We start from the raw sequence: 22,687 nt of genomic DNA on the forward strand, positions 1-22,687 counted from the left end.
GAGTGGAACAAGGGGGTGGTGCATTCTGATGGGCTGGGGCCTGTACTTCCCGCCAACGCGGCAGCCGTCTGGCAAACGCGGGCGCAAGCCCAAACGCCGACCGGAATTCAAATTCGAGGATGCCGCCACCTGGCCCGCCCGGCGATTACCACGGTCACCGAAACCACCCGCTACGGGCCGGCCCTCGCGCCAGCGCCTGGAGCCAGCTGCACCCGCTGCTGGTCCGCCGCTCGGCGTGGGCCGACCATCCCGAAGGTGAACTACCGGTCAACGCGGGCACAGTGGTCCCATTCCAGGTCGACCACCTGCCCTGGGAGCAGGATCCCAAGCCGGTGTGACTGTGGTGGTCACGCTGCGATGCCACTGCTGCCGACGTGGACCGGCTCTGGCAATCGTTTCTGCGGCGAATTCGATCTTGAACATACCTTCAAAATGATCAAGCGGACCCTTGGCTGGACCGCTCCGAAACTTCGCGACCCGGCCGCGACGGACCGCTGGACCTGGCTGGTCATCGCCGCCTATACCCAACTCCGCCTCGCCCGGCCCATGGCCGAAGACCTCCGTCGGCCATGGGAACGGCCGGCACGGCACGGACGCCTCACGTTCACGCAATGTGGATGAGCGCCCGGCCGTGGACTCTCAGCCCGCACCGCCTTGCCCAGGCCTTGGTGGCTCGGCCCGTGGTCAGCCCGCAGAACACGCGCTCACAGTCTGCGGATCGATGCGGGATGAGGGACGGTTCGGGCCGTGTAGAAGGATGGGTGGAGTCGGCCGGTCAGCGCCAGGAAGGCGACGAACGCGCCTGTGACAATCCAGCCGGGCCATCCGGCCATGCTCATGTGCAGGGGATCCAGTGCTGCCTTGGGGTCGGCGAACTCCGTGACCATGGCGACACTCACCGAACTCACGAACGCGTGGCCGATGACGGCGGGTACGACCGAGCCGGAGCGCAGACGCAGCCATGTGAAGACTGGCAGGATGAGGAGGCAACTCACCATCATGGCGGGCACCGACACATACCAGGGCCGACCTGGGTACTGGCCGCCCATCAGCAGCGTGGGCAGGTGCCACAGGGCGAAGGCCGCCCCGGTGATTGCGTACGCCCGTATCAGGCTCCGGCGGTCACCATCCTGAGCGAGACGCGGAAAAAGGTAGCCCTGCCAGCCCAGTTCCTCGCCGAAGAACAGCGGAAGCGACACCAGCATGTTCAGCACCGATGCGGCCGCCCACGCCCCGAGCCCGCTCCAGTGCACTCCACCGAACGGGTAGCGGCCGGCGAAGGTGCCGATGACAAGAGCAGCCGTAGTGAGGCCGGCGGGGACGACGAAAGCCATCAGGCACGCCCGTGCGGCACGCCCCCAGGGCTGCGTCCAGCGCAGGGCGAGCGTGTCCCGCACCCGACCGCTGCGCTCGACACAGCGGACGACGAGGATTGCGGCGAGGGCGGGCGCCAACATCGCGGCCGCGATGCACGTCTGCTCCAGCGCACCGGTCTCCTCGCGTGCGTCACCGCGCCGGTAACCGGTTGCCAGGAGTGGGGACATGGCCGCCCACATGCCGATGTAGGCGACACCGAGGAAGATGAACAGACCACGTCGCCGGTTGACGAGCGGTAAGTACCTGGTTGAAACCGTCATGACGTGAAACCTACGGATCGGCGCAGCAGCGAGGAATCCAGCTAGAGCGCATATCGACAGTGGAGCTGACTCCCCTTCCCGCGGGGAGACCTCTCCCCCATCGAAGACAGTCAGCGGCTGGCTTCGAGGTTCGTCAGGACCGGCACAGCGCGCAGGAGGCGGGGGCACGAGCGGGGCCGGTGCGGAGTTTGGTGAGGGTCCGCCAGTTCTGAGGTGGGCGAGGCCGTGTTCGGCAGGTGCGCGTCCGGTGGCAGGGACGCGGTTGACATCCTTCTGTCCTGGGGGGAGCTTGTGGGCGCGGGTCGCGATGAATCCGGTAACGATCACGGGGTCACGTAGGTCGTTGTCCAGGCCGCGGAAGCCGAGACCCGCAACGGCCCCGGTGCGGGCAGCGCTTGGTGATCAAACCGCCGCCTGATGTTCACGAGAATTGACAGCACCGGGCTCCGTGGGGGTCTGACAAGCCCGCAGGGTGCTGTCAGCGGCTGGGGCTAGGGTCCCTGATGTGAGTGACTACTACGACCTGTTCCTGGCGGTGGACCTGGCGCCGGACCTGCCCGAGCCGGTGCTTCAGGAACTGAAGTGGCTCCTGGGGCAGGCGGACATGCCGGCAGAGTTGAATTCGACCGACTGGGAGTCATGGGGCGGTCCTTGGCAGGCCTTCGACGGTGGCTCGGCAAGCCACTCGTTCGACGGGGCCGATGTCTCCCTGCTGGTCCGTGCCACGGACAGGCCGAACCTGGACGGCAGCGAACCGTGGGCCCTGACCGTCCGTACATGCGTCCACGAGGACGACTTCGGGGTGATGATGGACGTCGTCGGGTGGCTTCTTCGACACGCGACCACGCAAGGGTGGGTCGGGTTCGTCCGTGACTCCTGCCTGGGCCAGTTCCAACATCTCGTGCGCCACGCAGATGGCTTCGATCTTGTCGATGCCCGCCCGGCCGGCCGGCAGAAGTGTGCTCCCTGGTCATCACGGTAACTCGTCTCCAGGCGGGGCATGCAGAACGACTGGAAAGGTCGGCGGCGACGTTGTCGGCTCAGGAAGGCGTCCGCCCCGGAGTCCGAAGAAAACGTATCCAGTCAGCGCAACACCACCCCGCCGTTGATGACGCTCTTTGAGAATTCCCACCCTTGCTTGGGGAGGGACAGACCTGCTCGCTGATATTCGCCACCCACTCGTCACCGTCACGCACACCCCCTCATGCGGTCCTGACCGGTGCGGCAGAATCGCGGTCAACCAGGCAGCCAACAGTGGGGGTGGGAACGTGAGGCGTTTTGGCTCGCGAAGCCGACGTAAGGGCATACCGAACGAGCCGGCGCTGCTGGCTGCGGCTGCTCAGAATCCGGGTGGCAGCGTCGCCGAGATCGATCCGACGTATATCGATGACCCGAACGGCTACGTACCTCCCGAGGCGATCTGCGGTGCGTGGTTGGTGGATAGCAGCGGGAAACTGACAGGTGAGTACCAGGAGAATCCCCGTCACGGGGTACCACAGGACGACTTCAGCAAGCTCACTGACCCTGATCACTGGCTTGGCTGGCTCGGCGATGATCCCGCGACCGCCGTCCGGCAGGGCATCGAGGAGTCCTTGCGCGCCCAGGTGGCCGACGCAGTGGTCGAGTGGGTCAAGATCCTTGAAACGCCACGGTTTCTCACGGGTGGGCGTCGACGTTCTGAGGACGTACAGGTCATGTTGGTCACCCGCGCGGCACTCGCCGCGCCGTTTGCGTTGTCCGTGTGCGCAACACAGCACGGGCGTTCCGTCCTCCTGGGGGTGTTCTCGTGGGCGGCGGTGAATCTCTCACCGCCCGGAGTCCGCAAGGATCGGCACTGGTTTGACCTGGGCGCCGGGCTGGACTGGGCCGGTGAACGGCTTCAAGAGCGTATCTACGAGATTGACGGCGAGAACGGCACCGCCGAGCGGTAGGAGCCCCGTCACATAACCGGCCGAGCAGGCAAGACCTAACGGGTCCTGTGCCGTTCAGCGGCCCCCGATACCGCACCCGGGGCCGCTGGACGACCGGGTGTCCGATCCCGTCGGTCGAGGGCCCTGGTCGTTCAGGTGACCGAGGCCCCGCCGTGACCATCAACGACGCCGGCTTCGGCCCGCCCCGGCAGGCCCTCCCGCAGGCTCACCGGCCTACAGGTACTCGCGCACCGGGCTCATCGGCACAGCCATACGCGGTGAGCCCATCTCACCGGAACGCAGTCGCTGTCTGCACCCCCAGCCCGCACGCCTGCCGACGACTCCGAAGGACCGGGCCACGCGTGATCGGCCTGCCGGTCACATCGCCCGCTCACCGCAACACCATGCATCGCGGCCCGGGGCTGAGGCTGGGCAGTCGGGGTGTGTGTCGGGAGCGGAGCGAAGGGCATGGCGGATACGCCCCTGGCGGGTGAGCGCGGCGGGCGGGCGCCAGATGTCGGCGCCGGCGAGCGCGCCGATCACCGGCGCGAGCGGGTAGATCCACAGATGTGTGGTGTTCCCGGACGTCAGCGCCGGGCCGAGTTGCCGTGCCGGGTTGGCGGATCCGCCGCTGCGGGGACCGAGCAGCGCGATGATGAGTGCTGTGGCCAGGCCCACGGCGTACGGCAGGCGCCGTCGAGTGTAGAGGCGGCTGAGAGGAAGGCGCCGAGCGCGATTGTCCCGGCGACGATGGCTCCGGCCTCCGCCTTGAACACTGCGGTGGCGTTCCATGTCGGTGCTGGTCTCACGGCCACGGGGGCGTGGCAGGCAGTGGTCACCCAGGCAAGGCCGCCAAATGCCGTACCGGCCAGTGATCCGGCTGTCGGGGTGGTGATGTACGGGATGCCGGCCCGTCCGGGAAATAACTTCAGGCGCCACAGCGCAACGGTGACGGCGGGGTTCAGATCTCTGCCGGAATACCGCCCGGAAGGCGACAGGACGAGCAAGGCGAGCAGCCCTCCCGTGGATGCGTCGATTACGGCCGGGACGGGGTCGGGATTGGCGATGACCAGGGGTGAGTCGGGTGAAAGCCGCCATCGCACGCAGTGAAGAGAAGGAAGAGCAGCAATCCGGTCGGGACGGACTCGTGGGCCGCGCGCCGCGGGATGCGCACAGGCGGGTCGGCGGTGGGGTTTCGAGCGTCGGCGGTCGCTCGTATCGGGATGGTGGTTGCCGTCGAGAGGGGTGTGCCTGGATCCGTGGGCGGCTTTCTGGTCCGCATGAGGGACGACCTAGATGGTGTGAGTGCGTGCCTTGGGGGCCGCGGGTGGGGAACCCGGCAGCGCAAGGGGTTCCCCACTGCCGTTCGGCCGTCGTCACCGGGCTGCGTGTGCGGCTTCCAGCCAGTTGAGGAACTCGCAGGCGAAGTGCCACTGGTGGCCGGTGAAGACGTGCTCCGGCGCGCTCGCGGGGAACTGGATCGTCAGCCGGATGCGCAGGCCGCGCGGACCGTCCCCGAACTCGTGCATGACGCGCGCGACCTCGGTACCGTCGGCGAGCCTGCCGGTGCCGCCGATCCGGACGGGATACGTCTCGTGGCCCTCGCCCTCGATCTCGACGCCCTCGTGGAAGGTGAGAAAGAAGCGCAGCGGTCCGGAGCCGATGGTTTCGATGATCTCGACCACGCCGTCGGCGGAGTCCGCGAGGTAGTGCTCCGGGTTGGCCGCGAGCAGCGCACCTCGGTCGGCGTTCGCGAGCCGGCCCTGCCACCAGGTCAGGAATCCGTCGGCGTCGATCCCGTCGATTTCCATCTCGGTGACGGCGGACCGCCATGCTCCGTCCGAGGCGCCCGGCAGCGGCGCCATCGCCCGGTCCGCCGCCCGGAGGTCCTCGGTGAGCAGCTCCCGCATCAGCTCGTCCCCGATCCGGCTCTTGAGGAGGGTGAGCGCGGTGCGGGCGCGGTCCAGCTCCCACCGGCGGATGTCGTCCGGTGAGTACTCGGTGCCGTCGATCACGGTCCGGACATTCAGCGCGCCGCTCATGGCGTGCCCCTTTCACGAATTTCACGAAACCCTAAGCGGAGAGTTTTCCTCCGCCTTTAGGGCGCTAGCATAGCGGAGAGAAACTCTCCGATTGGGTGGGGCGACGAAAGGTGGTGTGCCGTGAGGGCGGATGCGGCACGAAGCAGGCGACGGATTCTCGACGCGGCCCGTGAGGTCTTCCTGGAACGCGGTCTCGACGCGCCACTGGATCTGATCGTGCGCCGGGCCGGAGTCGGACCCGCCACGCTCTACCGGCGCTACCCGGACCGGGAAGCACTCGTCAGGGACCTGACCGGCGACCTGCTATCGCAACTGGAGAGTGCTGCGAAAAGCGCCGCTGCGGTGGATGACGACGCCTTCGCGGCAGTACGCCGATTCGTCCACGCGGCGGCGGACCTGCGGATGGGGGCGGCCATCCTCGTTCTCCTCGAAGGCCTTGTGGTCGACCAGGAGCTGGTACTCATCCGCACTCGGGCCGCGAACACCGTCGAAACCCTGATCCAGGCCGCACACGAGGCTGGCCAGCTCCGCCGCGACGTCGGCATGGGCGACCTCGTCCTGCTCTCGATCCGGCTCTCCCGCCCCCTTCCGGGCGGCCTGGACCGCCTCGACCCGGACGGTGCCCTCCTCCACCGCCACCTCGATCTGGCCCTCGACGGCCTGACCGCCGTGCCCTCGAACAGGCCCGCGGCCACCACGGGACCGGGCGTCCCCCTGACGTTCGCCGAACTCATCACCGCAGCCGACCGCCCGACCGCCGCCAGGTGAACCTCCGCTACACGGCATGTCGGTCGCCCGCGCGGGCAGGTATCTGCTCGCCGCTGGAAAGAAGGCACGCCCGAGCCCGGCGGTACCGTGCTCCCAACAGGGCGAGAGGCTCGGCAGGCGAACGCCGTTTCCCCGCAATGCGGATCGAGCACGCCCGGCCGTCCCGGGGCTCGGGGTGCCGGGAGTCGGTCGAGGCGAAGCTGCGCTCCACGATGCTCTTGGCCGTCTGCGCGAACGACGATGCGGGGCGGCGCTCGCCGGCCCGTGACCACCTGGCAAAGCTGGCAGCAACTCGTCACACCACCCACCACGCCTCCCGAGCCCGGCGCCCCGCCACGCAGCACGGAAGAACTCCTGTCCTGCCACTCAGCGTTCGTCATCCTCCGCACCCCGGTCATCGACACGCTCACCACCAGCGTCCGCACCCTGATGATCCCCGGCCGCCGCCAGACGACGACCGCACGGCCTTCGCTGATCGTCACCGGACCGGCCGCGGCCGGGAACCACCGCGCTCCTGCACCTCGAAGGCGCCTGCAGCCGACAGCGTCGTCCCATGTCGTCCGCCGGCCTAGCCACCCGGCCGCAGCTGAGCACGCAGAGTCATGCGCGACTGAGTGGCTGCGGGCAAAAGCACGAGTGGCACGGGCGCTATGGCGACGGCCGTTGTGCCAGGCAGCCGGAGCAACGCCTGCCTCTGAACTACGTGGAGCGGTGTTGTGCAGATGCCCAGGAATCCGGCGTGGCGACTGGGCGCCTGTCGACAGACAGGAGCAGCACCAGATCCCATCATGGCTCTGGTCACGATGCGAGGACGCGCAACGTGCCGTATCCGTGGAGGAGTTGCCATGTCAGGCATAAGAAGGCGGCGTACGTTCGGCGGGCTTCTGGTCGCCGTCGTGTTGATGGTGGGTGCGGCGCCTGGGGTGTCCGCGAGTGCCGTCGGGGCGAGTGACGCGGCTCGGTCGCCGTCGGTGGTTTCAGCAGCTGCGGGAAGTATCCCGTCTGTCGGCACTGACTGGGGTGCACCGGGGCCGTACGACGTGAGGGTGGATGTCGGGATTGTGCACACCTTCTACCGGCCGAAGGATTTGGGTCAGTCGGGCAAGTCCCACCCGGTGATCATCTGGGGGAACGGCACAGGCGCGGTGCCTGGGGTGTACAGCTCGCTGCTGCGGCACTGGGCGAGCCAGGGCTTCATCGTGGCTGCCGCCAATACGCCGACCTCCAACTACGCGATCAGTATGCGCCTGGGCATCGACGTGCTGGAGCAACGGAACGCAGACAGTTCAAGTCCCTACTACCACAAGGTGGATCTGGCGCACATCGGCTCCGCCGGTCACTCGCAGGGTGGCGCGGCCGCCGTCAATGCAGCGATCGATCCACGGGTGATCACCGCTGTGCCCATCCAGCCGGGTCCCCTGACCGATCCGGATCTGATGGACGAGCCCGTCTTCTATCTGGCCGGGCAGCAGGACCACATCGTGTGGCCGGCGTTGGTGAAGGCGATGTACCAGGACTCCGACCACGTCCCCGCCGTCTACGGTGAGGTCCGGGGCGCCGGCCATCTCGACTCGATCGGCGACGGCGGGGACTTCCGTGCCCCGGCCACCGCCTGGTTCCGCTATTGGCTGATGGGCGATGAAGCGGCTGGCCGGATGTTCTTCGGCCCGGACTGCGGCTACTGCGCGGATGCCGCGTTGTGGTCCGGCTGGGAACGGAACGCCGCGGCGCTGCAGCATTCCGGCCCGACGGCCTGAGGGCAGGCCCGGTTCAGCGCGGTGTCACCAGTGCCTGCAATGCCGGCGCCCGGCCGAGCCGAGCCGGGCCTCGCCCGACTCGGCCGGGCGCCGGGTCACCACTCAGCGGCACAGGTGGGAGCAGTTGCTGCTCGCACAGCGGTGGCTGTCGGAGAACGTCCTCGGGGTCGAACCGGCCAGCCAGGAGGAGCGGCTGGTTCGACGGGCGCAAGACGACGTGGGCCCTCGACCTGCGCGCGGCACAACAGTTCCACACGCGAAGGACTACAGAAGGCCGGGCAGGAGGAGCGCCGCGTCTCCGCGGTCTCCCCCACCCTGCGGCTCGTGGGTGCCGACCGGCTCAGAGATGTCCTGGCGGAAGCCTCGCCGGTATACGGGCGGCACCGGGTGCCCGAGGGCCGACGGCGTACTTTTACTCTGAAGTTTCCCAAAGGCTCGGCGTGCTCGACGCGCGCCACGGCCAGCCCCGGTACGGTCGTTCCGCTGTGCCAGGATTCCGTCCCGGAAAGGCTCAGACGCTGAACTCCGCACTCGCAGAAGCACTCTCTGTCGCCCTGCTCCTGGCGGTGCTGGCCTGCGCGGTGATCCGGCCGTGGGGCTGGCCGGAGGCCGTCGTGGCTGTTCCCGCTGCCGGGTTGGTCATCGCCACCGGCGCGATCCCGGTCAGCCACGCGGCGGCCGAGGCAGCCCGGCTGGGCCCGGTGATCGGCTTCCTCGCGGCCGTCCTGGTCCTGGCCCAGCTGTGCGACGACGAGGGGCTCTTCCACGCCTGCGGCGCCTGGATGGCCCGCCGGGCGGCGGGCCGGCCCCGCCGCCTGCTGGTCCTCGTGTTCGTGATCGCAGCGCTGATCACCGCGGTGCTCAGCCTGGACGCCACGGTGGTGCTGCTGACTCCGGTGGTGTTCGCCACCGCCGCCCGGCTGGGCGCCCGCGCGAAGCCGCACGTCTACGCCTGCACCCACCTGTCGAACACCGCCTCGCTGCTGCTGCCGGTCTCCAACCTGACCAACCTGCTGGCGTTCGCCGCCAGCGGCCTGAGCTTCACCCGCTTCGCCGCGTTGATGGCACTGCCCTGGCTGGTGGCCATCGGTGCCGAGTACGTGGTGATCCGCCGCTTCTTCGCCACTGACCTGGACGCGGGCGCCGAGGCCCCGCCCGCCGACGAGCCCCGCGAACTGCCTCTGTTCGCCCTGCTCACGGTGGCGGGCACCCTGGCGGGCTTTGTCCTGACCTCGGCGCTCGGCATCAACCCGGCCTGGGCGGCAGCCGCAGGCGCGGCCGTCCTGGCGGCCCGCGCCCTGGGCCAGCACCGCACCACCCCCACGGCGATCGTCCGGGCCGCGGCCCTGCCGTTCTGCGCCTTCGTCCTGGCCCTGGGCGTCGTGGTCCGGGCTGTGGTCGACAACGGCCTTGCGGATGCACTGGGTCACCTGGTGCCCGGCAACACCGAACTCCCAGCCCTCCTCGCCCTCGCGGCACTGGCGGCCGTACTGGCGAACGTCATCAACAACCTGCCCGCCGTCCTGGTCCTGCTTCCACTGACCGCCCCCACCGGCCCGGGCGCCGTCCTGGCCGTCCTCCTCGGGGTCAACATCGGCCCGAACCTCACCTACGCCGGCTCCCTGGCCACCCTGCTGTGGCGGCGCATCGTGCGCGAACACGACACCGACGTGGAACTGAGCGAGTTCACCCGGCTCGGCCTGCTCACCGTTCCCACCGCCCTGCTGCTCTCGGTCGTGGCACTGTGGGTCTCACTCCAAACGATCGGAGGCTGAACACCGTGACCGTCATCGTCTGGATCGTCGAGGGCACCTGGCCCACCTGCGTCGACGCCGCGCGCACCCACGCGCCTGCAGACGCCGACCTGGTGCTGCTCCACGTCACCGGCCACGAGGTGCCGGGCGCCGCCCACGGCGCCTACGCCGGACTGCTGGGCCGCGCACACCCCGCCCGCGACCCCGGCACACGGATCGAGCACCTCGCCTCCGACTCTGCCGAACAGCTTCTGGCCAGCGCGGCCGATCGGCTGGGACGCCCGTGTACCCGGCAAGAACGCTCGGGGCGCGTCGAACGAGAAGTCGTGACCGCCGCAGAAGGCGCCGACCTGCTCATCCTCGCCCGCGACGGCGACCGCACCCACCTCGGCCCCCGCAGCCTCGGCCCCACCAGCCGTTTCATCGTCGACCACGCCCCCTGCCCCGTCCTGCTCATCTGGCCAGAGACCGCCCCCAGCACGACCACCATCCCGCCACCACCCCACCCGCCGCACCACCGCTAGGCCGTTTCGTTCGGATCAGCGTGCGGACCAGAGGAAGATGCCCGCGATGTGTAGTCCGGCCCTGCGAAAAGGGATGAAGCGATGACATTGCATTCCGATGTGGCCGAGTTGCTGGCGGGGGCCGGAATCCTCGATGTGGACGTCGACGACGCCGTCGCGGACGAGCACGTGCGATCGTCCGCGTACCGACGCGTCGTCCTGGTGACCGCTTCCTCGCGGAGCCGCGACCGAGACCGCGCGATCGTCGCCACGATCCTGCGCGACCCCATCGAGATGGTGTCCAAGTCGGCGGTGGTAGCCCTTGTGGACAGGATCGCCATGAAAGTGACCGGTCCTGCCGAGCTCCGGCAGTGGTCGGCCGAACAACTGCCGGAGATCGACCAGCTCAAGACGGAGGGGTACCGCGAGTTCATCCGCCGCCGCATCCACGACTGGCTGTTCTATCTGTCCATCGAGGACGATCACGTGCCGACACCGGTCGAGTTGGCGAAGGTCACGGACTGGATGCAGCGCGTCCTCGCCGAGAAGTCGACGTCGCTGGCGGTACTCGGCCTGCTCGCCGAGTCAGGCAGCAGAAAGAAGATTCGAAACATCGCGAAGAACCGAGCCGGAAGCCGCAAGCTCAGAACGCAATGACTCGGTAGTGGCAATTGGCAGGCGCGCCGACGGCGATGTCGTCGTGCAGGGCGAGGACCTCGGCCGGTGGGTGAACGCGCAGCGGTTCGGGTGGGAACAGCTCCTGCCCGTACAGCAGTGGCTCCTGGAATACACCCTCACGATCACATCACACCGGCCGAGGAAGACGAGCGGCCGGTGAAACGGACACAGGATTTGATGTGGGCGGCCAACCTGACGGCGGCACGGCAGTTAAACGCACGTGAAGGACATTTGGGAGCACTCCGCAAGCACCCCGAGCACCTGAAAAGTCGGTAAATGCACTATCGGTCCGTCAGAACGCTACTGACAGGCCCATGGTGGTCAAGCCGGGCAGGGTGATCAGCCCGGCCGGCCCCGCCATACCCCCATAACCGACACGCACAGCCGTAACGCACAACGGACTTCTTCCGCCTGGCCCACTACCTCATGCGCTCTGCCTGGGACCACGGCGTCCATCTCGGCGATTTCGCCCCATCCATCAATGCATCGGGGCCAATGCGAGGTTTCCAGGGAAGTGTCGTCTACTCGTCGCGGTTGGTACCTAGGGTGTGCGCGATCTTCTCCGCGATCTCCGCAACGTCGGTGGGGTGGCTGGTATCAACGGTCAGCAACGGACCGCCCAAGTTGAGTGGGCCCGGGTAAGTGGCACGGACGGCGGCCACGCGCTCGGCGACCTGCTGGGGGGTGAGTTGCGGGTCGAGGTGGCCGGGGTGTCGGGTGCGCGCCTGAAATCGCTCGGCAGCGAGGGCGACGTCGCAGTCGCAATGTACTTCGATCAAGAGGCCCGCGAGGCTCCGGAGTCGGCCGGGGGCGGTGTCGTGATGCCACCAGTTGTCGAGCACAGCCCGGCCGGCGTCCGCTGCCAAGGCGAACATGATGTCGTCGCTCGCTCTGCTCAGCCTGCTTCGCCAGGCATGGTCACCGACTCCGAGCGAGTCGTAGAGGGACTCCAGGATCACATCCTTGTCGATCACCGGAAGGCCGAGACGCCTGGCCAGACTTCGTGCCAGGGTGCTCTTTCCGCTGCCCGGCAGACCTGAGACGACCACGAACGCGACGTTGCTCACAGGGGTCAGTATCTCGACGCCATCGATGGCGGGCCAACTCGGCCGCTGGGTCTCACCCATGCACTGACGTCATTTCTCCTGAGCATTTCCGAACCCGCCGACCTCCAGCTGCTGCCCAAAGTTGTCCGTTGCCAATGAAGTCAGTCGGGCGGGAGCCTCCGACCTGCGACGACTGACTTCATTGGCAAGGCGGTCCTGTGGCGACGAACGGCTTCCGTCCGCTGCGACCTGCGACGACTGGATTGGATGGCAAGGAATGCCGCGGGCTGGATTCGATGGCAGCGGACAAAAGTGCCGGACAAAAGCTGCTGCTGATAGTGAACGAAGCCACGCGAGGGAAGAGGGATGGGCGCGTGCCCTGACCTGCTGAGCAACCCGGCGAGTTCATGGTTCACCCGGCCCCAAGGGCAGGTACGCCCCCGCCGGTCCGCTCGACAGACGGTGGCGACCGAGGGGTGCGCCTTTGTCTTGACCAAACGGGACGACGGGCTGCGGGCGGTCACGCGGACGTTCCGGGCATCCCGAAGCTTGGGTGAATTGCGCGAGCATTGACGCTGGAGGGAGAAGCCGCTCCCGCACGCCGTGCCGAACTGTCACCGGTGGCCTCGCTGGTCTCGCCGGCTCTGCAGGCGCGCGCAGCAGCTCGGCGCACTCGGCCGCGGCTGGCCGCTGGCCGGGAAGCGGGAAGGTCATGCGGGTCAGCAGAGGAAGCAGATGCTCGTGCGTGGGTGCCCGGCGGCGTCGCCTGCCCCGGGCCCCTTGCCGCTCAGATGGCCAGAATGCCGCCGTCCACCGCCACATGGCTGCCGGTGGCGAATGAGGAGCGGTCACTCAGCAGCCACAGTGCCGCTTCCGCCACCTCTTGCGGCTCGGCCATCCGCTTTTGGATCTGGCGTGCGACGAATGCCTCCTCCAAAGCCGGGTTGGCCGTCACGGCCGCGTTGATCATTTCTGTCCGGGTGGTGCCCACGATCAGGGAGTTGACCCGGATGCCGTACGCCCCGTATTCGGCAGCCGTGGCCTTCGTCAGGCCCAGGACAGCGTGCTTCGCCGCGACGTAGGGGGATGGTGCGCCGGTGGCGATGAGGCCCGCCGAACTGGCGGTGTTGACGATCGTCCCGTGGCCGGCATCCAGCATGACAGGGATCTGACGGCGCAGGCAGTTCCAGGTCCCGCGTACGTTGACATCCATAACGCGGTCGAAATCCTCTTCCGGCAGTTCGTGCGATCGGCCGAAGGTGGAGCCGGCGTAGCCGGCGTTGTTGAAGGCGCCGTCGAGGCGGCCGAAGCGTTCGACGGCCGTCGCGACGGCGCGCTCGACGTCGTCGGCCCGCGTCACGTCGCCCACGCTGCAGGCTGCTTGTCCGCCGGATGCTTCGATCTCGTGGGCGAGATCCTTGAGCCGGTCTTCGCGGCGGGCCATGAGGACGACGGCCGCGCCTTCGGAGGCGAAGAGCCTCGCTGCGGCCTCGCCTATGCCGCTCGACGCTCCGGTGATCATCACGGTCCTGTCGGTCAGCAGGCCGGTGTTGTGCGCTGAGGGTGTCCGATCGTTCATGACTTGAGTAAACCTGAAGCGGCGGGCCACCACACGACTTTCACCAGACGGGCGTTCGATTCGGTGATGTGGCGCGGGCTCGATGGCACATCGTGTCTATGGGTTGATGGAGGGATGAGCATAAGATGTCCAGTTTGCTCGCTCAGCGCGAGGCCGCAGGGGCTTGGCCCTGAGAAGTTCCGAAGGATGTCCGATCGAGGATCGAGTGGCTCGGGCCCCGGTTCCTTGGCGGCCAGTGAGCGTCCGGCGAGCTTGAGGAGGTGGTCGCGCTCGTGCGCGTCAAGGCGCAGAGCGCCGGCGAGGGCATCCAGGATCTGGTCCGAAGGACGGATGTCCCGTCCCTGCTCCAAGTACGTGTACCAAGTGGCACTCATCCCGGCGAGCAGCGCCAGCTCTTCGCGCCGCAGCCCGGGGGTGAGGCGCCTGCCCGTCGATGGCAGGCCCGCCTCGCGCGGGGTGATGCGCTCGCGGCGGCTGCGCAGGAAGGCCGCGAGCTCACGACGTCGCTCCTCGCACGGCCTCGTCCTGGAGATGATCGCCGGGCTGTTGGCCGAGATCTACGATCCAGCGGCAACGGCAGGTTGCTGTTCGTCTTCTTCGCCGCGAAGACGGAGATCCAGAGGGAGACCGTCCGCAAGGCGACACCCGTCGGGCTCGACACCGCGGCTTGCAGGGGCTCCGGGGCTCCTGGATCGGCATGGCTGCACCCTCTAACGAGCTGGTGCGGGATTGCGTTGGAGGCGTGGGGGCCTGAGCTGGGGGTTTGTGTCAGCTGGTGGTGTTGCGGTCGGAGACGAGGCCGGCGATGGCCCGGTAGGTGACGGGCAGGGTCTCCCGGCGGTGGGTCCAGCGGACCAGTTGCTTCCAGCGTTTGTGATCGGCGAGGGCGTGTTCGACGGTAATGCGCTTCGAGGAGTGCCGGTGGCGGGCTCGTAGGCGGGCTTCGAGGACCTCGGGCGGGCTGATCTTGTTCCCCTTCCTGGGTGGGGTCACCGCCTGGCCGGGATGATCGCGGCGAAGCCCGAGGTAGCCGTCGTCCAGGAGGACCTCCACGTCGGAGAAGTGCCGGAAACAGATACCGATGCCTTCGTTGCGTGCGGCGGTCGCGTCGTGCATCCGCCCTGGCCGCAGGGCATCGGTCCACAGCGTGCGGCCCTGGTGGTCGGCGACGATGGTGGCCTTCATCGTGTTCTGTTTCTTCTTGCCCGAGACGAACGCACGGCGCCCGCCGCGGCCGGCCAGGGGCCGGCGGACCTGGACCTCGGTGGCGTCCAACCGCAGCTCGATGCCCTCGGCCTGGGCGTATGCGAACACATCCGCCAGGGTCCGCAGCCGCAGGCCGGGCCGGTCCGGGACCGCGCATCCCCGCTCGGCCAGCAGCCCTCGTATCTCACCGATCGCACGGGTGACGGTGGAGCGGTCAACGCCGAACAACAGCCCCAACGCCGCATGCGGCAAATCGTGCCGCAGGTGAATCAGCGTGGCCACGAGCCGGTCGACGAACACCAGCCGATGCCGGGCACCGGCTCCTGCCTCGCGCTTTCTGGCCCCGCCGCGAGCTTCGTGACGACGCCCCTCGACCACGGCCTGCCACGGTCCCGTCAACTCCTCAACCAGGGAAGCGAGATGCGCCCGGGAGACCCCTGTGAACACCTGATGCGCGAGAACCGTCCGACTGAGCATGATCGCCACATCCGGATCATGCCACCCACCAGCAAGAACACATCACCCCCTATCACGCACCAACTCGTAAGAAACGTATGGCCGGGGGCGGTGTCACCGGTCCCGGAGGCGCTGACAGACCGCTGGTCAGGCATGACCATCGGTTCCTCCGGGAGGCAGGGAGGCTCGTGCAGCCCGACGAGGTGGAGATCGTGAGCCGGATTCCGGAACGGCTCACGCGCGGCCCCGGGAAGCAGATGTCCTGAACCCTCGAAGACCGAGTGCCCGCGGTGACACCGCCGTCACCTCGCACGGTCCGGCAGCAAGACGCCGAACAGTTGCCGCACAACTGCTGCTTGACGAGACCTCAGTCGTCCGCGATCTGCAGGGCCAGTGCGAAGTGCTCACCGTTCGTCCCTGCGAGCAGGCTGTCGAACAGCGGGGTGAGCCCGTTCACGGCGCCGCAGCCGACGTCATGGTTGGTCCACCAACTGGCCTCCGGTCCGAGCAAGGACACCACCCGGTCCGCCGCGTGCTCGGCGGTCTCGGCGGGCAGGTGCCGGTGGCTCGGCCAGACCAGGTCGACCGCCGCGAGCCGGGCCAGGAACGGGGCCGCATCATGCGTTTCCAATGGCTCCAGAGCGGCACAGATTTCTGGAGCGGACGGCGGAGTGTATCCGGGCAGGAAGCGCTGCCAGGACTCGTCCGCCGCTACCGCGGCCAGCAGCCCACGGATCCGGGCCGCCAGCTCCGGCAAGTCGGGGTCGGGCTCGGTGAACCGCCCGGCCTCCACGTACACCCTCATCGGCGTGGACAGCGCTGCCATGCTCGCTTCCAGTTCGGTCAAGCCCTCCAAAGACGCCACAGTGGGATTCTGCCGTACGCCACCGTGCGGGTCAGAGGGTGGCCGCGTACGGGTCGCGGGCCGGCGGGACCAGCTGGATAGCGGGACCAGCGGGATGGTTCCGGCCCGGCTCTCCATGTGTTCCGTCTCCCCGGAGGCGACGGACCGGTCGATGGCGGTAAGAACGTCCAGGATGTGGTGGCCGAGGTCTCCGGTGACGATGTGCGGCTCAACCGGTGCGGGTGGCCCGGGCCATGTCCGGTACTCCCGGTCCGCGGCCCGCCTCGGGGCCGACGGACTCGACCGTCTCCCACTGCGCCTCGCCGTCCGCGGAGTGTTCCCGGGCGATCCGCACGTCCCCGGCAAACGTGTTGGGTTCGGGTACGACCAGGGTGCCCTCAGTGCCGGTGATCTCCACGGCCCCGCTCCGGACCAGGTGGGAGTCGAGACTGTAGCCGCTCTGGCTGCTCGCCCGTTCTCGAACGTGGCGAGTGCCGAGACATGGGTGGGGACGGCGACGGCGGATTCCCTACCGGTGCGGTCTCCTGTCCTGACGGTGCGGACCTTGCGCCCGGTGGAGCCCACGGCGGACACCCGTGTCACGGACCCGAGCAAGGAGACGTGCACCGTCAGGTAGCAGGGGCCCATGTCGAACAGCGGGCCGGCTTCCACGGCGAAGTGGAATTCCGGGTCGGGGTGCCAGGCGTCGGAGCCGGGGGTCTGTATGAAGGTCTGCGTCGACAGCACGGCGCCGACGTCCCCGCGGGCGACCGCCCGGCGTGCCGTCTGCACACCCGGACCGAGGACGGTGCCGGGGGCGGCTCCCACTCGCGGTCCGGCCGCCGCCCTGTCGAGGAGAGTACGTGCTTCGAGCGGTTCAACGGCGAGGGACTTCTCCGACCACACATACCTGCCCGCTGCGACAGCCTCCGTGCTGACGTCGGGGTGAGCGGCGACGGGATTGGTCAGGTTGACCACTGTCTCCACTCCGTCGTGGGCGAGTACGTCCTTCGCACTCCCCCACGCACCGACGCCGTGCCTTCGGGCCCGGTCCTCGGCCCGGTCGAGGGCGACGTCGCCGACGATCCGTACGTCCGCGTCGGAGAACCGTTCGAGCGTGGAGAGGTACTGCTCGCTGATGGTGCCGGCGCCGATGATGTCGACACCGACCGGACCGGGACGGGGGCTCATCTAGCGACGCGGTCCTGTCGATCTCCCGTTCCTCGGCCCACCGACGGCGGGCACCATCGGCTCGAAAACCGTTTCCAGGTCCAGCACTCGGGCTGCCTCGAACGCCCGCCGCAGTGTGTCCGGTGTCTGGCCGGGGGAAGCGATGGCGGCGTGCTCCGTGCGTGCGGCCGGCCCGTGCCGGGCGAGGGTATTTGCGGGTTCCCGCGGACGGTGGCCGCTCAGCGTTCCCGGGTCAGTGGACCGTGACGTCCCCGACGACCAGCCAGCCGCCTACGGTGGCCTCCTTCGCGGCGAGTTCGATACCCGGGGCGTTGCCCCGCGTGGTGTCGACGATCGCCACCCCCCACCGGTAGCCGCCCTTCGCCACCCCGGCCAGGCGCGCTCGGAAGATGTGGCTCACCACGGCTCCCTTGCGCCATGCGGACGGATCTGAGCCGCTGTCGACGTAGATGTGTGCGGCGGTGCCGTCCGCTCTCAGCAGGGCCACGGCGGGCCGGTACTTGTTCTTCCACTGGGGCAGGTCGTTGGGCAGATTGGCCCAGCCGAGGTTGGCCCAATCGTGGCGCACCTCGGCGGTGGCGCCGGCGACGACGTGCGCCGGTGCCTTCACCGTCGTCGGGTACAGGCGGTATCCGGCTTCGGCGACGACCTTTTTCACCAGGTCGAAGCTGCCGGTGAACCAGGACAGGGTCTCGCCGTTCCGGAAGTCCAGTGCGTTGACGTGGGCCTCCGCGGAGTCGTCGAACTCTCCGTTCCGGACGTCGGCGACGGTCTCGTACCCTCGCGGGTCGACGGTGTAGTTGTGCTGTGTCGTCACCCAGCCGCCTTCCATCAGGATCGGCCGCCGGTAGCGCCACTTCTCGGCGTAGGCGCGTTCCCAGTCCCCGTAGTAGGTGGTCATGCCGAACGCGTCGTGCCGCAGCATGAATCCCCGGTCCACGGCGATGTCCAGCAGCCGCTCGCTGTCCGCGTCCGGTGCGCCCCAGTCCTTCTCTGCGCCGATGAGCCGGTGGTAGTTGATGGCGAGCGGGACGCGGGTGAACGCGTCCGCGTACAGGTCCACGACCCAGCGCAGCACCGACTCGCGGTTCGCGTAGTCGACGTACCTCATGGAGTGGCCCTCGCCCCACTTGCCCAGGCCGTAGCCGTCGATGAAGTCGACGGTGCCGGGGTCGTCGAACCGCTGCGCGAACGCCCGTACGAAAGCGGCGTACTTCGCCTGGAACACCGGGTCGTCCGGGTAGGGGGACCACACGGTCCTGCTGCCCGTCCGTGTCTCGTAGCCGGCCGCCCCGGCGTCCCGTACGAAGTCCGGTGTGAAGCCGTACGACTTGTCGCGGCTGTCCACGACGACCCTGAACGCCAGCCGCAGCCCACGCTCCTGGGCGGTGGCGATCGCGGCCTTCAGGTCCTTGTCGGTGTCCCAGCCGTAGACGCCCTCCGCCGGCTCCAGCCGCGACCAGGCGATCCGCAGGTAGAACGTCGAGGCGTAGTCCGACGCGCGGACGGTGCCTTCGACACCGGGAACGCTGATGGCGTCGCGTGACGTCCAGAAGTCGTCGGGGAACGAGGTGTCACCGTAGAGCACCCAACCGTTGAGCGGGTTGCGCAGGACCGTCGAGCGGTCGGCGGTGAACGCCTTCGTCACCGCCGACCGCGCGTGCCCGGCGCCGGCCGGTCCGTGCGGGCTCGCGGCCTCGGCTCCGGGGAGCGCGACGACCGATGTGCCCACCGCCAGTCCCAGCCCAAGTGCGGTTCTGCGGCTGATCTTTCGCATGGGGGCAGCCATGGGCCCTCTCCTCCGGAGAAACACGCGTTCGCGCTGTCACACGGAAGACTGCCCGGAACCGATGTACGCGACAAGGCCACGTCGTCGATCGCACATCGATCGCACATGAGGATGCGGCGAAGGAGTCCGGAACCGGTCGGCGCCCGGCTTGTTTCGGGCTTCGTCTCAAGCGCCCGGCTCGGGAGGGAGTGCGGTGCACCGCTCCGGGCCGCCGATGATCACGGCGCCCCGGAAGCCGTCCGGCGAGATCGTCGACATCGCATCGAGTGACGGGGGCGGTACGGGCAACAGGTGGGCATCGACCCAGGTGTCACCCGCGGCGGTGTTGGTCCATGGGTCCTCGATCACGACGGCGCCCGGTACGGCGCCGTGGCAGAGCACCCAGTGCGGTACGTCGAAGCCCTGCATCTCGGCGAGCGAGACCAGGAGCAGCACGTGCTCCCGTCGGCCGAGCGCGCTCCGGATCGCCGTCATGGACAGATGATGTGAGTCGATAGGGACACCGACCCGTCCGGCTTCCGCCCGCGACGTCTCCTGGAGCACGGCGCGCCACTCCTGTTCGTCCTGCGGGTAGTGGCCGAGCAGGACGGGCCGGTCCACATCGAGGAGAACGGTGACCGGGGACGACGGCCACGCCCGGCGCACGGCGACGCCCAGTCCGACGGGTTCGCACGCGGGGAAGTTCGTCGCGTCGCGCCACAGTGTCAGCTCCGCCCGGCGGTCAAGCGATTCCCGCGGCAGCCGCCCCGCATGCGCCTGCGCGACCAGGGCTGTGACGGCGCCGCATGTGAAGTGTGTCGTCTGCCCGTAGTACGGGGGCTCGTCGACCGCGTCGTCGTGCAGCCAGCGCACGTGGCCGGTGCCGGGCCCGCTCGCCTCCTCCGCATGCGTGAGCGGAGCACTCAACGGGACGAAGCCAGCAGTGGCGGCGGCCTCGGGGGTCACCGTCCACCCTTCCCACTTGACCTGCACGAGCTCGCGGTCGCGTGCGTGGGCGACCACGGCTTCGACGGCCGCCGGCACGTCGCCGACGGCATCGACGATCTTCAGATAGGCCGTGTGCGGGCGGGCCGTCACGAGCGCGGCGGCAGCCCAGTCCTCGCCGTCGTCGCCCACCACGGCCACGATGTGAGGGTCGTGGGCGGAGCGGTCGACCGCACGCCAGCGTTCCAGTACGTCATGGTGTCCGAGCCGCTCCAACCGGGCCGGCAGCGCGGCGGGGTCGAACGGGACGACGGTGCTCTTCACGAGCGTGTCCTGATGGGGCGGCATTCCAGCACTCCTTGGTGGGGCGGGGGGGGCGACGGGCGGGGCGTCGGCAACCCCGGAACCGGGCTGGGCGTCCGGCGTCATGCGCGCGACCTTCGGAGCACCCAGATGAAGTACGGCGCCCCGACCAGGGAAATCATCAGGCCCGCCGGCATCTGGGCAGGTGCGACGACCGTGCGGCCGAGGGCGTCGGCCACGCAGACCAGCAGTCCGCCCAGCAGCATCGAGACCGGGATCACGCGGCCGTGCCTGGCGCCCACCAGCGACCGGGCGAGGTGCGGGGCGACGAGCCCCACGAAGCCGACGACGCCGACGGCGATCACGCTGAGCGCCGCGAGCACCGCGGCGATCGCCAGTGCGGCGAATCGTGTGCGTTCCGGCCTGACGCCGACCACGCGCGGGGTGTCCTCGTCGACGGCGAGCAGATCGAGCCGGTGTCGCATGCCGAGCAGCACGGGGAGCGCGAGCGCCAGCGCTGCCGCGACCGGTACGACGTCGGGCAGCGTGCGCCCGTAGGTCGTGCCGGAGAGCCAGGTGAAGATCCGGGGGGGGTGTTCCACGGGTCGGTGCGCAGCAGGAGGAAGGTGGTGATGGAGCTGAGGCCGTACCCGCAGCCGATGCCGATGAGTACGAACCGGTCGGGCAGGAAGCCGCCGCGCCAGGCCAGCAGGGCGATCACCCCGAACGTGGCGAGCCCCGTCGCCACCGCCGCGGCGATGAGCATCGGCCGCCCGCCGGACAGGCCCGATGTCACGATGCTCACTGCCCCCAGCCCGGCACCCGCCGTGATGCCGAGCACGCCCGGCTCCGCCAACGGGTTGCGGACCGCGCTCTGCACGACACATCCGGACAGTCCGAGCGCCGCGCCGGCGAGCACCGCGGCGACCACGCGTGGGACCCGGTCGTCGAGCGCCTGGCCGATCAGGTCCGGGGCAGTTCCCCGGCCCCAGAGCACGATGTCCCCCGTCCGCAGCCAGAGGCTCCCCGCGAGGGTCGCCACCAGGACCGCCGCTGCCAGGAGCACCACCGCGCCGGTCACAACGAGAAGGAACGACCGGCGCGACCGTGTGGCGACCCGCGCGCGCGGCGGTTGCCGGAGCCCGCCCGTGTCGCGCAGGCGGAGCGCGAGGACCACGATCACAACGGCGCCGAGCAGCGCCGTCGGTACGCCCGTGGGAATGGAGGCGGCTTCGCCGGCACCCTGCACCGCGCGCAGGGACGCGTCCGCGAGCAGGATGAGCAATGCGCCGAGCAGCCCGGACGCGGGCACCATCAGGAGGTGCCGGCGCAGTGCCCGGACCCGGCCCGCGATCAGGCGGGCCAGGACGGGGGCGCCGAGTCCGACGAAGGCGATCGGACCCGCGAGCGTCACCGACGTGCTGGTCAGGAGCACCGCGCAGAACACGGCGATCACCCGGGTGGTACGGATCGGCACGCCGAGGGAGGACGCGGCGTCGTCGCCGAGGCCCATCACGTCCAGCTTCCTGGACAGCGCCAGGGCGACGCACAACACCACGGCCATGAGGGGGAAGGCACGTACCGACGCGTCGATGTTCAGTTGTGCGAGCGAGCCGCTTCCCCAGGCGAACAGGCCGGTCGTGTTCTGTTCGAACAGGATGAGCAGCATCGCGGTCGCCGAGTCCAGGGCCATCGCCATCGCCGATCCGGCGAGGATGAGGCGCGTGCCCGTGGTGCCCGCGGCCCGGCCCGCGAGGGCCAGCACGAGCGCCGCCGCGAGCAGGCCGCCGGCGAAGGCGACGGCGCCCGACGCCCACAGAGGGACGGTGAGACCGAAGGCCGCGACGAGGGAGAGCGTGAAGTAGGCCCCGGCCGTGACCGCGAGGGTGTCCGGGGAGGCGAGCGTGTTGCGCGTGACGGACTGCAACAGCGCGCCGGCGGAACCGAGGGCGAAGCCCACTGCCACACCCGCGAGCAGGCGCGGCAGGCGCGATCCCGTGAAGATCTCGCCGACCGGTGCCCCGCCGCTGTGCTCCCCGTCCCCGGCGAAGTACCGCACCAGATCCCGGACGCCCACGCCCGACGTCCCTTGCGTCAGGTGCCACATGCCCACCAGGGCGACCGCGACGAGGAGGAGCGCCAGGACGGCCGCCCCGGCGAAGCCGCGGCCGTGACCGGTGCTCGGCTGCGGTTTCCGTCCGGGGTCCGGTGCATGCGGTGTGTTCACCTCTGGCGGTGTGCCCACCCCTGGTGGTGTGTTCACCTCCGGTGGTGTGTTCACCTCCGGTGGTGTGCTCGCC

Annotated in this window: 17 protein-coding genes and 3 pseudogenes; 9 read left to right on the forward strand and 11 right to left on the reverse strand. The window is 69.2% G+C overall.

Translation table 11 applies throughout. The features are described from left to right. Positions 1-150: 150 nt before the first annotated feature. Positions 151-582, forward strand: a pseudogene (locus EES42_RS46570) (transposase); the annotation flags it as partial. 122 nt (positions 583-704) lie between these two features. Here EES42_RS46570 and EES42_RS32480 read toward each other — a convergent pair. Next, positions 705-1,637, reverse strand: coding sequence for a CPBP family intramembrane glutamic endopeptidase (locus tag EES42_RS32480; RefSeq protein WP_124721816.1), 933 nt, complete (start codon positions 1,635-1,637; stop codon positions 705-707). Positions 1,638-2,142: 505 nt separating this feature from the next. Here EES42_RS32480 and EES42_RS32490 point away from each other — a divergent pair. Next, positions 2,143-2,619, forward strand: a complete 477-nt coding sequence (locus EES42_RS32490; RefSeq protein ID WP_124721817.1) for a hypothetical protein — start codon at positions 2,143-2,145, stop codon at positions 2,617-2,619. A 286-nt stretch (positions 2,620-2,905) separates the two neighbouring features. Then, positions 2,906-3,568 (forward strand): hypothetical protein, encoded by a 663-nt coding sequence (locus EES42_RS32495; protein WP_124721818.1) that lies wholly within the window; start codon positions 2,906-2,908, stop codon positions 3,566-3,568. A 357-nt stretch (positions 3,569-3,925) separates the two neighbouring features. On the opposite strand, the gene EES42_RS47380 is transcribed toward EES42_RS32495, so the two are convergent. Together EES42_RS47380 and EES42_RS45105 are read right to left on the reverse strand one after the other, a co-directional pair. Then, positions 3,926-4,225 (reverse strand): aquaporin, encoded by a 300-nt coding sequence (locus tag EES42_RS47380; RefSeq protein ID WP_206433696.1) that lies wholly within the window; start codon positions 4,223-4,225, stop codon positions 3,926-3,928. A 698-nt stretch (positions 4,226-4,923) separates the two neighbouring features. Then, complete coding sequence (locus tag EES42_RS45105) at positions 4,924-5,589, reverse strand: hypothetical protein (protein ID WP_164495412.1); 666 nt, start codon at positions 5,587-5,589, stop codon at positions 4,924-4,926. A gap of 120 nt (positions 5,590-5,709) precedes the next feature. Here EES42_RS45105 and EES42_RS32515 point away from each other — a divergent pair, with 120 nt between their 5' ends. The 6 genes from EES42_RS32515 (at position 5,710) to EES42_RS45110 (ending at position 11,209) form a co-directional block, all read left to right on the forward strand. After that, on the forward strand, positions 5,710-6,357 hold the full coding sequence (locus tag EES42_RS32515) for a TetR/AcrR family transcriptional regulator (RefSeq protein WP_241196732.1): 648 nt from the start codon (positions 5,710-5,712) through the stop codon (positions 6,355-6,357). 1,061 nt (positions 6,358-7,418) lie between these two features. Next, positions 7,419-8,114 (forward strand): poly(ethylene terephthalate) hydrolase family protein, encoded by a 696-nt coding sequence (locus EES42_RS32525; protein ID WP_241196733.1) that lies wholly within the window; start codon positions 7,419-7,421, stop codon positions 8,112-8,114. 518 nt (positions 8,115-8,632) lie between these two features. Beyond that, on the forward strand, positions 8,633-9,889 hold the full coding sequence (locus EES42_RS32530) for an SLC13 family permease (RefSeq protein ID WP_124722197.1): 1,257 nt from the start codon (positions 8,633-8,635) through the stop codon (positions 9,887-9,889). A gap of 5 nt (positions 9,890-9,894) precedes the next feature. Continuing rightward, positions 9,895-10,392, forward strand: a complete 498-nt coding sequence (locus EES42_RS32535) for a universal stress protein (protein ID WP_124721823.1) — start codon at positions 9,895-9,897, stop codon at positions 10,390-10,392. 81 nt (positions 10,393-10,473) lie between these two features. Next, positions 10,474-11,028, forward strand: coding sequence for a hypothetical protein (locus tag EES42_RS32540; protein ID WP_124721824.1), 555 nt, complete (start codon positions 10,474-10,476; stop codon positions 11,026-11,028). A gap of 7 nt (positions 11,029-11,035) precedes the next feature. Then, positions 11,036-11,209: a hypothetical protein gene (locus EES42_RS45110; protein ID WP_164495413.1), complete on the forward strand. Its 174-nt coding sequence runs from the start codon at positions 11,036-11,038 to the stop codon at positions 11,207-11,209. A 361-nt stretch (positions 11,210-11,570) separates the two neighbouring features. Here the strand turns inward: EES42_RS45110 and EES42_RS32545 are convergent, their stop codons facing one another. The 8 genes and pseudogenes from EES42_RS32545 to EES42_RS32585 form a co-directional block, all read right to left on the reverse strand. Next, complete coding sequence (locus tag EES42_RS32545; protein ID WP_124721825.1) at positions 11,571-12,176, reverse strand: P-loop nucleotide/nucleoside kinase family protein; 606 nt, start codon at positions 12,174-12,176, stop codon at positions 11,571-11,573. A gap of 706 nt (positions 12,177-12,882) precedes the next feature. Continuing rightward, the gene (locus EES42_RS32550) at positions 12,883-13,674 is read right to left on the reverse strand and encodes an SDR family NAD(P)-dependent oxidoreductase (protein ID WP_124721826.1); all 792 of its coding nucleotides are present in this window, start codon (positions 13,672-13,674) and stop codon (positions 12,883-12,885) included. Positions 13,675-13,916: 242 nt separating this feature from the next. Next, positions 13,917-14,207 (reverse strand): annotated as a pseudogene (locus EES42_RS32555) (helix-turn-helix transcriptional regulator); the annotation flags it as partial. A 235-nt stretch (positions 14,208-14,442) separates the two neighbouring features. Next, entirely contained in the window at positions 14,443-15,357 is a 915-nt protein-coding gene (locus EES42_RS32560) for a transposase family protein (protein ID WP_206433747.1), read from the reverse strand. Positions 15,358-15,703: 346 nt separating this feature from the next. Next, a complete protein-coding gene (locus EES42_RS45715; protein WP_206433698.1) occupies positions 15,704-17,371 on the reverse strand; it encodes a Gfo/Idh/MocA family protein in 1,668 nt (555 codons plus the stop codon). Positions 17,372-17,603: 232 nt separating this feature from the next. Then, positions 17,604-19,160, reverse strand: coding sequence for a DUF4832 domain-containing protein (locus EES42_RS32575; RefSeq protein ID WP_124721827.1), 1,557 nt, complete (start codon positions 19,158-19,160; stop codon positions 17,604-17,606). Positions 19,161-19,325: 165 nt separating this feature from the next. Then, a complete protein-coding gene (locus EES42_RS32580) occupies positions 19,326-20,432 on the reverse strand; it encodes a peptidase C39 family protein (RefSeq protein ID WP_124721828.1) in 1,107 nt (368 codons plus the stop codon). Between the two features lie 77 nt (positions 20,433-20,509). Then, positions 20,510-22,614, reverse strand: a pseudogene (locus EES42_RS32585) (iron ABC transporter permease). Positions 22,615-22,687 lie beyond the last annotated feature (73 nt).

The sequence above is a fragment of the Streptomyces sp. ADI95-17 genome (assembly GCF_003846175.1).
Taxonomy (GTDB): Bacteria; Actinomycetota; Actinomycetes; order Streptomycetales; family Streptomycetaceae; genus Streptomyces; species Streptomyces sanglieri.

Coding starts and splice junctions, on each gene's coding strand:
- EES42_RS32545 (WP_124721825.1), bottom strand. CDS start 12,176: ATGGGTGAGACCCAGCGGCCGAGTTGGCCCGCCATCGATGGCGTCGAG.
- EES42_RS32575 (WP_124721827.1), bottom strand. CDS start 19,160: ATGGCTGCCCCCATGCGAAAGATCAGCCGCAGAACCGCACTTGGGCTG.
- EES42_RS45105 (WP_164495412.1), bottom strand. CDS start 5,589: ATGAGCGGCGCGCTGAATGTCCGGACCGTGATCGACGGCACCGAGTAC.
- EES42_RS32550 (WP_124721826.1), bottom strand. CDS start 13,674: ATGAACGATCGGACACCCTCAGCGCACAACACCGGCCTGCTGACCGAC.
- EES42_RS32540 (WP_124721824.1), top strand. CDS start 10,474: ATGACATTGCATTCCGATGTGGCCGAGTTGCTGGCGGGGGCCGGAATC.
- EES42_RS45715 (WP_206433698.1), bottom strand. CDS start 17,371: ATGAGCCCCCGTCCCGGTCCGGTCGGTGTCGACATCATCGGCGCCGGC.
- EES42_RS32560 (WP_206433747.1), bottom strand. CDS start 15,357: ATGCTCAGTCGGACGGTTCTCGCGCATCAGGTGTTCACAGGGGTCTCC.
- EES42_RS32580 (WP_124721828.1), bottom strand. CDS start 20,432: ATGCCGCCCCATCAGGACACGCTCGTGAAGAGCACCGTCGTCCCGTTC.
- EES42_RS32480 (WP_124721816.1), bottom strand. CDS start 1,637: ATGACGGTTTCAACCAGGTACTTACCGCTCGTCAACCGGCGACGTGGT.